Origin of the sequence: Pseudodonghicola flavimaris (assembly GCF_030164425.1) — a bacterium.
In the GTDB taxonomy this organism is placed as follows: domain Bacteria; phylum Pseudomonadota; class Alphaproteobacteria; order Rhodobacterales; family Rhodobacteraceae; genus Pseudodonghicola; species Pseudodonghicola flavimaris.
This window is the reverse complement of the sequence record NZ_JASNJD010000038.1, coordinates 1-13,893: the sequence shown is the minus strand read 5'-3', so window position 1 is coordinate 13,893 and position 13,893 is coordinate 1. Positions and strand designations below refer to the sequence as shown.

Below are 13,893 nucleotides of genomic sequence, written 5' to 3'. Positions count from 1 at the left end.
AGAGGCAGATTCCGACCCGATGGGATATCATCGGCGCAATCTTTTGCCTGACCGGCATGGCGATCATCTTGGTCGCCCCTATGCTTCAGAAGTAACCTGCGGTCTCAATCGGGCGGTTACGGTCTGCGGCCACCAATGGACGCAGACCAAGTTGCTGCACAGATAGGATTTCGTCCGGCAGCAAACGTGTACCATGGAAGACGCAGAATTCATGTGCTTGCAGCCAATCGTAAATCGCGTCTGACGCCGTTTCGATGTCCGTATGCCGAACCACGGAGTCGCCCGCATCCTCGATGAATTCAAAATTCGATGAAGCGAGGGTTTCGATCGCTTCCTTGCCTACCAGATCAACTGCCAGTTCGCGGAAAGACCCCTCCCAGGTCTCAAACTGATCGTAGTAAATAGTCATTTCTCTGGGGACCTGTGACAGTTGCCAACTGGCTTACCCGTCTAGCGTCTCAGGGGAATCTTGCAAACGGTGTCATCGGCGAAAAGCTGCATCTAGTGAGTTCGATACGTCCGCTTGGTCGCATTTAGAGGCCGACGTGAAAACGACAAAAGGGCCGCCCAAAGGCGACCCTCTCTCATTCACGCGTCTGCCGACTTCTTCGCCGGATCGGCGACCCGCATGACGGTGAGCCCCTTCGCCTCGGCCTTCTGCCCGAGGTTCAGCGCGACCCCGTTGCCACCGAAGAGCACAACTCCCGTCGCAGCAAACTTGTCGTCCAGCATCTCATCGTTGCATTTGAAGGGTGCCGCCCGCCCATGCGCGGACCAGCGCGGATCGAAGCGCGCCTGCGCGACGCCGCGCGCCCGAGCCCACCGGGCGGCGATCATCTCGGCCCCGTGCTTGCCACCCTTATGGCAGAGGAAGATCTCCTGGTTGCGGTTCTGCCGGATGCGTTCGCGAACCTTGTCGAGTGTCGAGAAGATGACGTCGATATCGGTCCAGTCGGTCGCCCCCGACACGATCAGGGGAACCCCCTCGACCTTCGACTTCGCGGCCGTTTCGCGATCATGCTGTTCCAGCAACTGCCGGGCCTCGAAGACCGCTCCGGTCTCCTGAGCGCGAGCGCTGGCGCGCGATCCCGCGGCCGGGATGAAGGCATGGCCGGTCTCGACCTCGTAGCATTCCGCCGCCGCCTCGCTCATCACCTCGATGGCCGCGACAATCTCGCGGACCTGCAGGAAGCGGGCCTGCGCCTCTTCGAGCGCGGTCTCGGCGATCTCCGATCCGTCGTGGGATTTTGCCAGGGCGCCGATCTTGTCGGCGGTGCGGTCGAGCTCCTTGCCGAGAGCGATCTTGCGGCGCTGCAGGATTGTGGCGAGCCCGTGCGCGAGCGGTTCGATCTCGGTCTCGAGACCGGTGCCGCGCAGCTGGCCGAGCAGGGCCTCGAAAGTCTCGCGGACGACGCTGTCGGTCAGGATGTGATCCTCGGGGATGGGCAGCTCCGCGTCTTTCTCCGTCAGGCCGAAAAGTTCGATGGTCTCGTAGGCGTTCGCGTTCTCGTAAGTCATGTTGGTGTCTCCAGATGTTCGGGGAACCACCACGGGAGTGTGGTGGCATGGCCGTACGTCTGGTTCACCGAATCTGTCCGGGTCAGGGACGGCGAAGCCGCCGGCGTGCCGGGCGCAAAAGTTTTCCGGGCGCATCGCCCACCACGGGCGCGTCATCGAAAACTGGACCGCCCTTTCGACCCGCGCCGCCTTCGCCGAAAAGTTTTGCGATCCTTGACGCGGGCTGATTTGGGGGCCATCCGGAGGATATGCTTCCGCACTCATGTGTGTGTTGTTGACGGTAGGTTTGCCCGACGCGAGCAGGCAAAGGGCGCGACCGGACGCGGGAGACGGATGGAGCGGCGGGATCGTTTTGCCCCGCAAAACAGACCGGAGCGCAATCCGGCGGAGCGGCCGGGGCGCGGCCTGCTCGCGAGACGGGCAAACCGGGATGCCAAGTGCTGCGCCGCGGTGAGGCCGCATGGCCGAATGCGCGACGGACCGCAGGGCCGTTCTCGCCTGCGACACGCGAAGCCGAGCGGGGGAGGCCGTCAGGCAGTGGGCGCTTCGGGCCAATTAATGCGATAAGGGTCTGAGAGTGTTACGCCCGGAAGAATGTGAACCCACCTGCAGAGGAGGCGGAAGTTGAAATATCTGATCCCGATCGTCGTGATCCTGCTGACATCACCAGCCATCGCGCAGGTGCAGATCCGGGACGCCGACACCATCGTCGTCTCCGGCACACCTGTGCGTCTGAATGGCGTCGATGCTCCCGAGCTCCGAACGCGGGCGGGCCGGGATGCCCGGCGCTGGATGGTGAACTACCTCGATGGCCGTTCGATAGAATGCGAGCTCAACGGCGAGCGGACCCATGACCGATGGGTGGGCATTTGTTACGCCGATGGTGAGGACATAGGCGCCGCGCTGATCGCGGCCGGTCACGCGCTCGATTGTCGGAGATATTCCGGAGGTCGGTATGCCCATCTGGAGACGCCGGCGGCGCGGTCGCGGATCAGGCGGGCGAGATACTGCTAGCGATACGACTGCCAGGGAGCTGCGCGACGTTCAGTGCGCGAATTTAATCCGACAACATCCCTGCCGCCCGCATGCTGAAGGCGTTCTTCTCCCGCCCGAAGCCGACGATGATGTGATCGTGGACCACGATCTCCATCACCTTGCAGGCCTCCACGATCTTGCGGGTGAGCTCGATGTCGGTCTGGCTCGGATGCGGATCGCCGGAGGGGTGGTTGTGGCAGAGGATGAGGGCAGAGGCATCGAGAACGAGGGCGGCGCGGAGCACCTCGCTGACATAGACCGGGACGTGATCGATGCTGCCGCGAGTCATGACCCTGTCGCGGATCAGCCTGTTCTTCCGGTCCAGAAGCAGCACCCGAAACACCTCGACCCGTTCATGAACGGCGTTCAGAGCCAGGTAGTCGGTCAGCATGGTCCAGGACTGCAGTGCGGAGGTCGAGCGGGCATGCCTGCGCAGGATGATGCGGGCGGCGTCGATGGTCGCGATCTCGGCTTCGGAGAAACCGGATGCGCCTCGTTCGGCGATCTTTTTGGGATCGTGCTGTATCATGTCGTTTCCAATCTTTTGAGAGGATCGCGGCCAGCGCCGCTCAGTTCATGCCTGCGATGACGAGGCCGGATTTCATGGTGGGGCGGCCACAGGCCTCGCAGAAGCCGGCGCGCTGGTCGGGTTCGAGATCGGCGGTGTGGTCGCAATCGGGTGCCATGCAGATCGCGGGCACGATGCTGCCCTGCGCATAGTCCTCCAGGAAGTCCACGACCTCTGCGTAGCCTTCGGCCTCGGCGAGCGTGACCAGCTTGGGATGGGTGAGATTGAACATGCGTCTAGTCCTACTGATGAGGTGATACGAAAAGAGGGGAGCCGCGTCACTGCGGCTCCCCTCGCGGGACCTGCCTCTTGGGGACAGGAGGCGCGGGCCGGTCGGAGACAGGACCGGCACCACCCCGTCAGGCCGTTTTGGGAGGAGGATCAGGCCTGCACGGGCGAAAGCGCCCCGGTTGCCCGGGGCGCCAGTTCTGTAGCAGTCGCTGCCTGTCAGCCGACCAGGGCGAGCCCGGCGTTGTCCGACCGGTCCTGGCCTGCACTCTCGACGAAGGGAATGATCGAGAAGGTCTGGCCGCCGCGCTGCTCCTCGTTCTGCACGGCGTTCACCCGCAGATCGCCATCGGGCGTGTTGATGAGGAGCGAGACATAGTCGTTGCCGGTCCGGTTGCTCTTCGCCATCCAGGCCGAGCCGACGCGGATCGGGTGGCCCTTGGGCGAGCTGACCTCGATCCGGTAGTCGGGATGGGTCTCCTCGGTCTTGAACTCGTTCTCGATGAGCATGAAGTCGAGGTCAAACATCATGTTGGCGATGTAACCGGCAAAGGCGTTGTCTGCATCCATCGCCGTCAACTCGCCCGAGATCGAACCGGACTTCATCGCACCGTTCGAGACCAGCGGGATGATCTCGAATTCACCGGTCATCGCTTCGCGTGCTTCCTTGGTCTGCACGGCGTTGACCCGGAAGGGCCCGAGGCCGACATCGATCTGCATCGAGATGTAATGGTTACCGGTGGTGTTGCCGGTCTCGTTCCAGGCCGTGCCGATGCGCACCTTGCGGCCCGACTTGTTCACCGCCGTCACATCATAGTCCGGGCTTCGCTCGGACATCTTCGTCCGAGTCTCGAGCTGGATGGCGATGTCAAACCGGGTCGAATGGATCATGCCGGAATAGGCGGTGGCTGCGGTTTCGGCATTCTTGGTCAGGGTTCCTGCGAACATAGGTCTTCTCCTTGGGTTTGCCGCTGCCCGGCACTTGGCCAGAGCACGCGGGATTGCTTTTCGACCCCTCATGGGATCGCAAAACCACAAAGCCCTCTTTCCTTTCTCTCCTGCCCGTCAGCCCGGCCCGGCGGTAGACGAGGTGTCCGACGTCGCCCCGCGCACCACCCTCCCCTGCGCTGTCGCGCCATCATGGCCCGGCTCCGATATGAAGAAGTCGGCCTCGGCTCCGTTCAGCCTACGGCCGCTCCGGTCGGTCAACCCGATCGTGCTGCCGTTCGGCACAAAGGTTATGAGGTATTGGCCAAGGCCGTCCCGATGCACCCGATACCCCTCATTCGCCCAGTGGACGGATTTGCCGGCATCCACGGCGAGCTTTATCTCCGCGACGTTCATCCGGATCTCCATTTCAGTATTGGTGTTGGAAACAAGAGAGGCCCGATCCGTGGATCGGGCCTCTGTGCAACCGCGATTGACCTACCAGTCGAAGACCTCGAGATAGGGGGCTGGCGGGACGTCTCGATCGAAGAGGACGTAGTCACACCCGGCATCCATCGCCAACGCCATGACCGCCTTGAAGGCGTCGCAGTCGACGCCTTCCGGCATGTCGGCGAGGGTTACAGGGACGGAGAACAGCCAGCCATACTCATTCTGCATGCTCGGCGATTTGGCAAAGAGCCCGTTCTCGATAGCCTGGACGGTTTATTCAGGCAGATGTGCGGTGCTGCAATCGTAGAACCTGCGAACGTTGCGCATCATGATCCCCTCGCCTCCATCCAGTCCTTGAGGCCGAGGATCGTCTTGCCCCCAGCCACCTCGGCCAGCCATTTCGTGCGCGGATCGCCGACGGGCTCATGCGCTTGCCGGTCGATCTGCCCGTTGGCCATCCAGGGCTCGGGCTGGATCCGTCCGAGCCAGTCGGCGAGGCTCGGAATGCGGCCCTGACAGTCTTCGCGGACATGCTGCTCGCCGATCCAGCGGATGGGAATCTCGCGCCCCGCCCCGTTGGTGAGGGAGAGCCCGAAGACACGTTCGGCCTCGAAGATGCCTTGCGTGTGATGGCGCAGAGCACGGTGGGTGAAGATGGCGAGATGCTCCTTTGAGGCATCGAACCAGTCGTGAACGGCCTGATAGTCGGATGGCGTTCCGCCATACTTCCGGGCGGAACTTTCGGCATGATGGAGGGGATGGGCCATGTCACAGGCCCTCATCGAAACTGTGGGAGCATTCAACGTAGCGGTCGGCATGATCGAGGGTGATGCTGTCGGCGATGACATCCCAGGTCAGCGTGCCGTAGCCGCCCTCGTTGTTCTCGAAGCCGGGATGCTGGTGATAGGCGACGGACCAGGCGAAGTCGCCAACCTTCGTGCAGAGTTCGTCAGGGAGCGCAATGCCTGCGGGCTGCACCGTTACGTCTTCGATATTGCCGGAATCGCCGTAGCCTTCGTATTCGGCGGTGACCTCGGTGATGCCGAGGCCTCGCAATTGCGGGAGCAGCTCGTTTCGGGTGGCCTTGTTGGCGGCTTCGCGCTCGGCCTGCCACTTTGCCATCGTCTCGGCAAAGGTGGTCTCGGAGTTGGTCATGGGTCTCGTCCTCTTGTCTGGGATTGGGGAAGGCGCCGAGGGGTCTGGAGACACGCCACGGCGGCGGAACGCGAGGGGGCAAAGCACCCTTCCGCGTTCCCCCGACCCAAGGCCCGCTTTTCCTTTCAGGCGGCGCGATCAGCCCTGGAGGCTGATCCGTCCGCCACGATCCGGCCGAGGATCGCAGCGGTATCGACGCCCTCCCCGTGGGGCACGAAGACCCGAAGCTGGAAGGCGATGATCTCGGTGAAACACCCCAGGGCCTTCAACCCGTCGATCGTGCCCCGGTCGGCCCCGTCGATCTCGAGACGGGCCGCGCCCGCGACCCGGCGGCGGGTGAGCGTGAGGCCGCGTCCCAGATCGACCGGCGCGGTGGATCCGAGCGCGGCCGTCAGCATGTCCCGCGGGGTTTTCGGGGTGCCGACCATGAACCGCGCACGCAGGGCCGCGGCGCCGTCCTCGCTGACGGTCCGGCCGATCATCGCTGTCTGTGCCTCAGGTGTGACGCGGTAGATGCGTTCGTTGCCCGAGGGGATATCCTTCCAGATCGGCAACAGCAGCCCGGTCAGCAGGTATAGCTTCGTCGTGGTCACCTTCGGCAGGCTGTTGGCCTCCTCGTCCCAGAGGCGGCGGAACTCGGGCTTTTCGATCTCTTCCCAGGCGGAGGCCTGGAACTTCCCTTCCTCGACATAGGTGGACCCGCTTGGCCGGGTCACCTTGCGCATGAGCGTGACGATCTCTTCGTCATACATCTGCATCGGACGCGAGGAGATCAGCGCCGCACGTCCCGAGGCACTGTTGATCATTGGCAGCTTGTCGGGGTTCCGGTCCAAAGCTTCTTCTGCGGAGAGGATATGGACGGGGTCCGTCACCTCCAGTCCGATGATCCGTGTCACCGCTCCGGAGCGCGGACAGGTCCAGAGATCCTCGGTCGAGACCTGCTCGATCCTCTCGCCGCGCAATGTCTCGACGCCGAGATCGAGTGTGCCTGCAGCCCGCGCCCGCTCGGTCTGATCGGCAATCCGGCTCATGAACTCGACAAAAAGTGCATTCTGCATGTGGATCGGCAGCGCCAGGACACGGTTGAGGAAGCGCTGGATCGGCGGCAACTCTTCCAGGAGCACGCCGTCCTGGTCGATCAGTCGAAGAGCTGTCCAATCGCTGAACTGTTCGTAGCTCATGGCCGCCGCGCGCCCGGCGGCGAGATCGGCGTAATAGCCTCGCAGCGCACCCCTTGCGATCGGGCTTTCGAGATTGTCCTCCTCGCGGAACATGCCCTGGGAGCCGGTCTCGCGCTGGCCCTTGGTGAGGGCGCCCAGCTGATCAAGCCGTCGGGCGATCGTGGAGGTGAAGCGTTTCTCGCCGTGCACATCCGAGGTGCAGACCCGGAAGAAAGGCGCGCTGACCTGAGCCGAACGATGCGTGCGGCCGAGCCCCTGGATCGCGGCATCGGCCCGCCAACCGGGCTCCAGCAGGTAGTGCCGTCGCCGTTTCTGGTTCTTGGCCGTTTGAGCGGCATGATAGGACCGGCCCGTCCCGCCGGCATCGGAGAAGATCAGGATGTCCTTCTCGCCATCCATGAAGGCCCGGGTTTCAGAAGAATTACTGCTGGCGGACCGCTTCTCGATGAAGAGGGCACCTTCGCTGGCTTTCAGGGGGCGGATGGAGCGCCCTGTCACCTCGGCCACGACCTCATCCCCGAAGGCCCAGAGGATCTGGTCCAGCGCCGAAGGGATCGGCGCCAGGGACATCAGCTCTATCATTGCCTCATCGCGCAAGGCCTCGGCCTCGCGGGAGACAACCAGGGCGCCATTCGCATCCCGCAGCGGCTCCGCGACCATGTTCCCGTCGATCTCCACGATCTTCTGGGCATGGATCGGGAAGGCCTGTTCGAGGTAGGAGAGCACATAATCCCGAGGCGTCAACGCCCCCTCGACCAGCTCGTCTTCGGGGTCCATCGCCTCGAGCCGTCGCTTCAACAGGCTCTCGCCCGTCGAGACCACCTGGATGACGCAGGCAAATCCCTCGGCCAAATCATCTTCAATGGCACGGATGACGGTCGGGGCTTTCATGCCCATCAGAAGGTGGTTGAAGAAGCGCTGCTTGGTGCTCTCGAAGCGGGATTTGGCCGAGGCCTTCGCGGCAGAGGCGTTCGTCTGACCGGAGGCATCATTGACCCCGGTCGCGGTCAGCGCCGCCTCGAGATTATGGTGGATCGTCCGGAATGCCCCGGCATAGGCGTCATAGATCTCGATCTGCGCCGGTGTCAGCGCATGTTCGAGCACGTCATATTCCACACCATCGAAGCTGAGCGCCCGCGCGGTGTAGAATCCGAGCGTTTTGAGGTCGCGCGCCACGACTTCCATCGCGGCAACGCCTCCGGCCTCCATTGCCGAGACAAAGCTCTCCCGGCTCGGGAAGGGATAGTCCGGACCCTGACCCCAGAGTCCGAGGCGGGAGGCATAGGCCAGGTTCTGCACGCTGGTGGCCCCGGTCGCCGAGACATAAAAGACCCGCGCCCGGGGCGTGGCGAGCTGCAGACGCAGCCCGGCGAGACCCTGCTGGGAGGGTTTGACCCCCCTGCCCGCGTCGGACCCCGCGGCGTTCTGCATGGCGTGGGCCTCATCAAAAGCCAGCACGCCGTCGAACCCGTCGCCCATCCAGCCCAGAACCTGGCTCAACCGGGTCATCCCGCATTTGCCTGCGGACCGGAGTGTCGCGTAGGTCACAAAAAGGATGCCATCGCCCATGGAGATAGGCTGGTCAGGCTTCCATTTGGAGAGCGGCTGGATGTCGGCGGGCGAGCCGCCGAGGTCGGTCCAGTCGCGGACTGCGTCCTCGATGAGCGTGGCGGATTTGGAGATCCAGACCGCCTTGCGCCGACCCGCGAGCCAGTTCGCCAGGATGAGCCCGGCGCATTCGCGGCCCTTGCCGCAGCCGGTGCCGTCGCCGAGGAAGTAACCGAGCCGATAGGCGTACGCCTCTGGATTATCATCGGCGCGGGTCATCCGGGACTGGTCTTCGTCGATCGTGAACCTGCCCGGCAGGTCGCGCCCGTGGGCGTCGTTTGCCATCAGGATGGTCTCGAGCTGGGCCTCGGAAAGATGACCCCCCTCGATCAGATGGCCAGGCAGCCGCAGGTCCGAGGCGGCTTCATTCGACGGAACCGGGGGCGCGACCGAGGCCATGGCAATACTCTCGACGAGCGGCGTGGGATGTTCCTGAGCCCCCGTGATCTCAATCCGCTGCGGGCGGTAGCGAGCGTAGATGTCCGAGACCGGGGTGTTTTCGCGGGGTGTGTCGAGGCAGGTGAAGGCCAGCGGGATGGCGGCATGCGATTTGGGTTTGGCAGACGCCGCTTGGGCGATTGGGCGCTGACGTGCAACAGGGACACCGACCCGGCGCGACCCAGTCCGAAACTGCGCACCGGTTTGGATCGAGGGAGTGGCAGTGCGGGTTGCGGCGATGTCATCGATGATTTGGCGCGCCGCGTCCAGATCGTCGACCATGGCACGGACGATCTCGATCTCCTCCTGCACCTTGTCGAAGACCATGAGCTGGGTTTCCACCGTGGTGCCGAGTTTGCGGTAAACGTGGACAGGGATCGTGAGCGCTAGGCGCGGCTTTGCGATGGCCGAGGCCCGTGACCAATGGGCCGCGTCCCGTTCCGGCGAAAATCCCATCGGCATGATTGCCACGAGACGCCCGCCCGGCGCGAGGCGCTTAGCCGCGGAGATCAGATGTTTCGCCGCGATGTGCCTGTCCCGCGAGCGATCGACCGAAGAGGCGAAGGGTGGGTTCATCACGATGACACCGGGAAGGTCGGGCACCGTCAGGAGATCATCAATATGTTCCGCGTCGAAGCCGGTCACCTGCGTGTCAATGGTCGCCTCGAGAAGCGCCCTGCGGAAGGGATCGATCTCGTTCAGCATCGGTTTGCCACCCGCGCGCACGGCAAAACCAGCCAGCGCGCCGGTCCCGGCGGAAGGTTCGAGGACGGTTTCGCCGGGGCGAATGGCGGCTGCGCGTATTACCAGTGCCGCAAAGGGCAGCGGCGTCGAGAACTGTTGCAGACGGATTTGCTGCTCGGAGCGCCGGGTCTCCGTCAGGAGCCGTGAGGCGAGCAATCTGGCCGTCGCGAGCACGTCCGAACCGCTGTCCTGCATGATCGTCGTCACCGTGGCGGCCTGCATCAGGTCATAGGCCATGCGCCAGGACCACGCGCCGCCGGCATCGCTGCCACCGAAAGTCTCGCGCATGATCCGAGCGAGCGATGAGCTCTTGAGCGGTTGCTTCTCAATCTCGCTGCCGATCAGGCGAATGGCCTGCAGAAGGTGAGGTTTCGATGGGAAATCGCGTGCGAGTGCCAGGCTTCGGTTGTCCATATCGTCTGTCCTTTGAGTCAGGTTGTGGGTCCGACAGGACAGAAAGCCGCCTCTGCGCTTTCAAACGCGCGGAGGCGGCTCAAGGCCGGACAGATGACGTCGCTGCCGGCGGTCAGGACCCCTTCCCGGCGAAAAATTCGGCCAGAACCGGACTCGCCGCACTCTTCGCCGAGCTGAGGAGTTCGGACCCGGCGAGCGAGGCTTTCGACAGACGCACGAGGTCGCCTGTCTCCTCGATGCGGTAGCAGCGACGCTTTTGCCCTCCGCGCCGGTAATGGGTGGCGGTCACGATCTGGCAGGTGCTGCCATCGGTCAGCGTTACCGGTGAGGCCAGTTTGATCTTGTCACCCTCGTCGTAGTCCGGGATTGCCGCCCAATCGCGGCAGCGCTGACGCCAAGCATGGGCATAGCTGTCGGGATCCTTCAACTCGGAGAGCAACACCAGAAGGCTGAGCGGCGCGCGGGACTCGACCGGGCCGACGCTCTCCTCCATGTCCTTGTAGCCCCAGCAGCCCTCGTCATAGCGGGTGAGGAAGACGGCGCCGAAGGTGATCGACCCGTCGGCATCGGTCACGTAGGTTCTGTCTTCAACCGGTCCGCCATCGATGTTGGTGAGCCTCAAAGCTGCATACCAGGTCGAGCCGACCTTGCAGGCCTTGAGCAACAATGTCTTGCGGGTATCCGTCTCGAAGGTGCAGAGCCGGGCGATTTCTGCCTTCTCCTCCGCGTAGGTTTTGACGCGGCGGTCGGTGTAGAAGAGCCAACCCACTATGCCGCCCTCCGGTCATCGATTTCGATGAGCGCATCGAGCGGCACGCGGTAAGGCAGCATATCGTCGAAATCCTCGCAATTGCCGCTATTCTGCACGAGGGCGTGGGTGTCGGTGGCGTCCTTCAGGATCACCCGGAACGTCCCGCCGAGACCGGAGGGCACGTCGTAGGTGCCGCCGATCAGGTAGTCAGCGGCGCGGCGCAGGAAAACGCAGATCGTGTGGCCATCGGTTGCCAGCCGGATAGTGTCGTGACCGCGGTCGATCAGCATCTGCACGTCATCGAGAATGTCGGTGTAGAACTGGCCCGTCAAATCGCGAAACGCCGCCTGCCGCGCCGCCATCCAATCCGGATCGCGGAACGGGTTGATGCCCTTGGCGAAGGCATATGTGGGATCGGCGCGTTCGGTGGTGACGATCCGCGTGGTCGAACCGTCGATGCCATTGGAGCGCAGATGCACACCAGTGCCGACGATCAGGATCAGGGCGGGTTTGCCCACCGGCCCGTTCCAGTTGGGAAGGAAGGTGGAGCAGCCGCGCGCATGCGCGATCTGCGCCGCGACGCTCGCGGCAGTGAAGCTAAGAAGGGACATGGGATTTACCTGTAAGATGGAGGGAAGGGTGCGACCCGCGCCGGACATGCCGAGCGGGCCGCCTGCTCGATCAGGCCGCTTTGGCGACCCCGGTTGCGTCTACGGGTGTCTCGGACTCGCCAGCATCAACCGGCTCGACACCTGCCGTCTGCATCATCGGAGGACACCAGGCCGCGACCGCCGCGCGCTGCGCCTCCGTCAGCGTGGCGAAAGGCTCCGCAAAGAGCTTTTCGCAGAATTCGACGACTTGCTTCTTGGTCGAAGAGGCCAATGTCACCGCCTCTTGTGCGAGCCCCAGCTCCTCGCCGAGAATCTTCAGAAGCCAGGCCTTCTTGAAGCGGTTGAAAAGCGCCGCATTCGGCGTCCAATGCGCCCGTATGTCCGGCATGATCTCGACTTCGAAGTCATGCATCAAGCTGTCGCGCTGCCTGTCCCGTGCGAAACAGGATTGCGTGGTCGCGGCCGTAGCGTAGGCGACGAGTTTCGCCTTCTCGCCCGCGTCAAGGGCCCGGAAGAGCGCAAACTGGTCGGCAGGGGACTTCGCGTCATCGGCCCAGGAGAGGTTGAGCGCGTCATGCGCTGCCGCCACCTGTTCGAGCGATGTGCCGTCGATCTCGTCCATCTTCGCGTGGGTGCGATACTCCTGTCGCGCGTCGACCTTGATCGCCTGGGTGACGCCCAAACCGCTGGTAAGCACATCCGTAACCAGCTTGAAGAGCGTGAGATCAAGCGTCGCCTCCGGGTGCTTGGCCATGGCCGCGCCGAGCGCCATTGCCCGTTCGGTCTTGAGATCCTCGGTGAGCGAGGCGGGATAGGTGATCTCATCGCCGTCTGCGGCGCCCTTGTCACTCGGTGCGCCGGTGCCTTTGCCAGACCGCTCTGTCTTGTCTTCAGGGCGCACCATCCCGACATGCAGGGAGATCTTGCCATGCGACCAGGACGCGATCACGCCGGAGCTGGCAAGATCCTCGGTGCTATAGGCCTCCCGGGGGTCCCGCGCCTCGGCTTCCAGCGCGTCCACGCGTTCGTAGAGTTCATTGTACGCCTCGTCCTCGAGTTCTTCGTTCTCCATCTCGTGTTCGAGTTTCTCAAGCTCGGCGGTGATCTCGTCGACGCGCCTCGAACCCTTCTCGTCGGGCTCGACCGGACCCGGATAGACCCGACCATAATCCGCCATGGCGGCATAGTCGTACTGAATGACCGCGTCGGCCCAGGCAAAGCCGATCTCTGCCCGAGCCTCTTCGGCGGCGGCGGCGAGTTTTTCCAGCAGGATCGTTTCGACCAGCGCGGAATCCTCGAGCACGGAATGCTCGTCCAGCAGATCGGCCGCGATGGCACCGCCGCGCGCCTCGTAGTCTTTACGCACGAAGGCCCCGATATCGTCGCTGACCTGGACACCGCGGGACTTCAGCGCGTTCCGCACGGTGTAGGCCTGGACATGGTTGTCCTCCTTGGTGAGCGCCTCGAAGACCTCGCGTTGCACCTCCTGGCTGGGATGATCGGCGAAAGCCTTCATCGTATCGAGCGTGATCGATTTGGCGCGGGCCGCGGCGCGGATGTCGGGATGGATGAGCCCATAGCGCAGACGGCCTTTGACAGCGGCGACCGTGGTACCGAAGGTCTTGGCGATGGTTTCCGGCGTCTGACCATCGACCTCCATCATCCGGGCGAAGGCCTCGAACTCGTCGATCGCGTTCATCGGGGCCTGGGTGATGTTTTCGGCGAGCGAGAGCGCGGTGGTCACATCACAATCTTCGGAGACCAGTCGGCAATCGATCTTCGTGCTGTTGGTGAAGCCCTTGGCGGCCTTGTCCGCAGCAAGTTCCAGCAGGGCCGCGTGTCGACGGCCACCGGCGAGCACCCCGAACTTGCCGTCGATCTTCTGGACGAGCAGCGGTTGCAGGAGGCCCAATACGGCGATGCTGGCCTTGAGATGCGCGATATTCTCGGAGGCGTAGGTCTCGGGGGAATTGGTCCGTACGTTTGCGGGATGGGCGACAAGATCGCCGATGGCGACGGTGGTGGGTTTGAACGACTGAGTCATGGCATGTCCTTCTCGACGTGATTGAGAGGGCCGCGAGTTTCCGTGCGACCGATCCCCGGATCCGGGAACCAACAGGACAAGAGGCCCACTTTCCCTTTCGGAGGGTAGTGTCCCGGGAGATGGTGTAGGAACTGGCGTCCACCTGCTTCTTCATAGCTGGTGCTGCTCGTTCACTGCGCGGCGATCATCGTCGCCGCGCCGGTATCGTTGCACACGGCCGT

At 63.6% G+C, this 13,893-nt stretch carries 14 protein-coding genes; 1 reads left to right on the top strand and 13 read right to left on the bottom strand.

Features of this window, described 5'->3' with window-relative positions; all coding sequences use genetic code 11:
- Positions 1-85: 85 nt before the first annotated feature.
- Positions 86-409 (bottom strand): hypothetical protein, encoded by a 324-nt coding sequence (locus QO033_RS24800; protein ID WP_284483383.1) that lies wholly within the window; start codon positions 407-409, stop codon positions 86-88.
- 179 nt (positions 410-588) lie between these two features.
- Positions 589-1,518 carry a DUF2493 domain-containing protein gene (locus QO033_RS24795; protein WP_043755221.1) on the bottom strand — a complete coding sequence of 310 codons (930 nt, stop codon included), beginning with the start codon at positions 1,516-1,518 and terminating at the stop codon, positions 589-591.
- A 624-nt stretch (positions 1,519-2,142) separates the two neighbouring features.
- Here QO033_RS24795 and QO033_RS24790 point away from each other — a divergent pair.
- The gene (locus QO033_RS24790) at positions 2,143-2,532 is read left to right on the top strand and encodes a thermonuclease family protein (protein ID WP_043755224.1); all 390 of its coding nucleotides are present in this window, start codon (positions 2,143-2,145) and stop codon (positions 2,530-2,532) included.
- A 43-nt stretch (positions 2,533-2,575) separates the two neighbouring features.
- Here QO033_RS24790 and QO033_RS24785 read toward each other — a convergent pair whose 3' ends face one another.
- The 11 genes from QO033_RS24785 to QO033_RS24735 all read right to left on the bottom strand — a co-directional run bounded on the left by QO033_RS24785 (position 2,576) and on the right by QO033_RS24735 (position 13,672).
- A complete protein-coding gene (locus QO033_RS24785) occupies positions 2,576-3,082 on the bottom strand; it encodes a JAB domain-containing protein (RefSeq protein WP_081979737.1) in 507 nt (168 codons plus the stop codon).
- Between the two features lie 40 nt (positions 3,083-3,122).
- A complete protein-coding gene (locus QO033_RS24780; RefSeq protein ID WP_043755226.1) occupies positions 3,123-3,353 on the bottom strand; it encodes a hypothetical protein in 231 nt (76 codons plus the stop codon).
- Positions 3,354-3,568: 215 nt separating this feature from the next.
- Complete coding sequence (locus tag QO033_RS24775) at positions 3,569-4,297, bottom strand: DUF736 family protein (protein WP_048534142.1); 729 nt, start codon at positions 4,295-4,297, stop codon at positions 3,569-3,571.
- Between the two features lie 117 nt (positions 4,298-4,414).
- Positions 4,415-4,693 (bottom strand): hypothetical protein, encoded by a 279-nt coding sequence (locus QO033_RS24770; RefSeq protein ID WP_048534140.1) that lies wholly within the window; start codon positions 4,691-4,693, stop codon positions 4,415-4,417.
- A gap of 81 nt (positions 4,694-4,774) precedes the next feature.
- Positions 4,775-4,954 (bottom strand): DUF5983 family protein, encoded by a 180-nt coding sequence (locus QO033_RS24765; RefSeq protein WP_043754053.1) that lies wholly within the window; start codon positions 4,952-4,954, stop codon positions 4,775-4,777.
- A gap of 98 nt (positions 4,955-5,052) precedes the next feature.
- On the bottom strand, positions 5,053-5,493 hold the full coding sequence (locus tag QO033_RS24760; protein WP_043754051.1) for a DUF6915 family protein: 441 nt from the start codon (positions 5,491-5,493) through the stop codon (positions 5,053-5,055).
- Position 5,494: 1 nt separating this feature from the next.
- Entirely contained in the window at positions 5,495-5,881 is a 387-nt protein-coding gene (locus QO033_RS24755) for a DUF6878 family protein (protein ID WP_009803668.1), read from the bottom strand.
- Between the two features lie 125 nt (positions 5,882-6,006).
- Positions 6,007-10,266, bottom strand: coding sequence for a strawberry notch-like NTP hydrolase domain-containing protein (locus tag QO033_RS24750; RefSeq protein ID WP_204114549.1), 4,260 nt, complete (start codon positions 10,264-10,266; stop codon positions 6,007-6,009).
- 112 nt (positions 10,267-10,378) lie between these two features.
- A complete protein-coding gene (locus tag QO033_RS24745; protein WP_043754045.1) occupies positions 10,379-11,035 on the bottom strand; it encodes a DUF6927 domain-containing protein in 657 nt (218 codons plus the stop codon).
- Positions 11,035-11,628 carry a hypothetical protein gene (locus QO033_RS24740; RefSeq protein WP_043754043.1) on the bottom strand — a complete coding sequence of 198 codons (594 nt, stop codon included), beginning with the start codon at positions 11,626-11,628 and terminating at the stop codon, positions 11,035-11,037. Before QO033_RS24740 ends, QO033_RS24745 begins: the two co-directional genes overlap by 1 nt.
- A 70-nt stretch (positions 11,629-11,698) precedes the next feature.
- On the bottom strand, positions 11,699-13,672 hold the full coding sequence (locus QO033_RS24735; RefSeq protein WP_284483382.1) for a ParB/RepB/Spo0J family partition protein: 1,974 nt from the start codon (positions 13,670-13,672) through the stop codon (positions 11,699-11,701).
- Positions 13,673-13,893: the final 221 nt, after the last annotated feature.

Coding starts and splice junctions, on each gene's coding strand:
- QO033_RS24770 (WP_048534140.1), bottom strand. CDS start 4,693: ATGAACGTCGCGGAGATAAAGCTCGCCGTGGATGCCGGCAAATCCGTC.
- QO033_RS24735 (WP_284483382.1), bottom strand. CDS start 13,672: ATGACTCAGTCGTTCAAACCCACCACCGTCGCCATCGGCGATCTTGTC.
- QO033_RS24755 (WP_009803668.1), bottom strand. CDS start 5,881: ATGACCAACTCCGAGACCACCTTTGCCGAGACGATGGCAAAGTGGCAG.
- QO033_RS24775 (WP_048534142.1), bottom strand. CDS start 4,297: ATGTTCGCAGGAACCCTGACCAAGAATGCCGAAACCGCAGCCACCGCC.
- QO033_RS24800 (WP_284483383.1), bottom strand. CDS start 409: ATGACTATTTACTACGATCAGTTTGAGACCTGGGAGGGGTCTTTCCGC.
- QO033_RS24780 (WP_043755226.1), bottom strand. CDS start 3,353: ATGTTCAATCTCACCCATCCCAAGCTGGTCACGCTCGCCGAGGCCGAA.
- QO033_RS24750 (WP_204114549.1), bottom strand. CDS start 10,266: ATGGACAACCGAAGCCTGGCACTCGCACGCGATTTCCCATCGAAACCT.
- QO033_RS24785 (WP_081979737.1), bottom strand. CDS start 3,082: ATGATACAGCACGATCCCAAAAAGATCGCCGAACGAGGCGCATCCGGT.
- QO033_RS24795 (WP_043755221.1), bottom strand. CDS start 1,518: ATGACTTACGAGAACGCGAACGCCTACGAGACCATCGAACTTTTCGGC.
- QO033_RS24760 (WP_043754051.1), bottom strand. CDS start 5,493: ATGGCCCATCCCCTCCATCATGCCGAAAGTTCCGCCCGGAAGTATGGC.
- QO033_RS24740 (WP_043754043.1), bottom strand. CDS start 11,628: ATGTCCCTTCTTAGCTTCACTGCCGCGAGCGTCGCGGCGCAGATCGCG.
- QO033_RS24765 (WP_043754053.1), bottom strand. CDS start 4,954: ATGCAGAATGAGTATGGCTGGCTGTTCTCCGTCCCTGTAACCCTCGCC.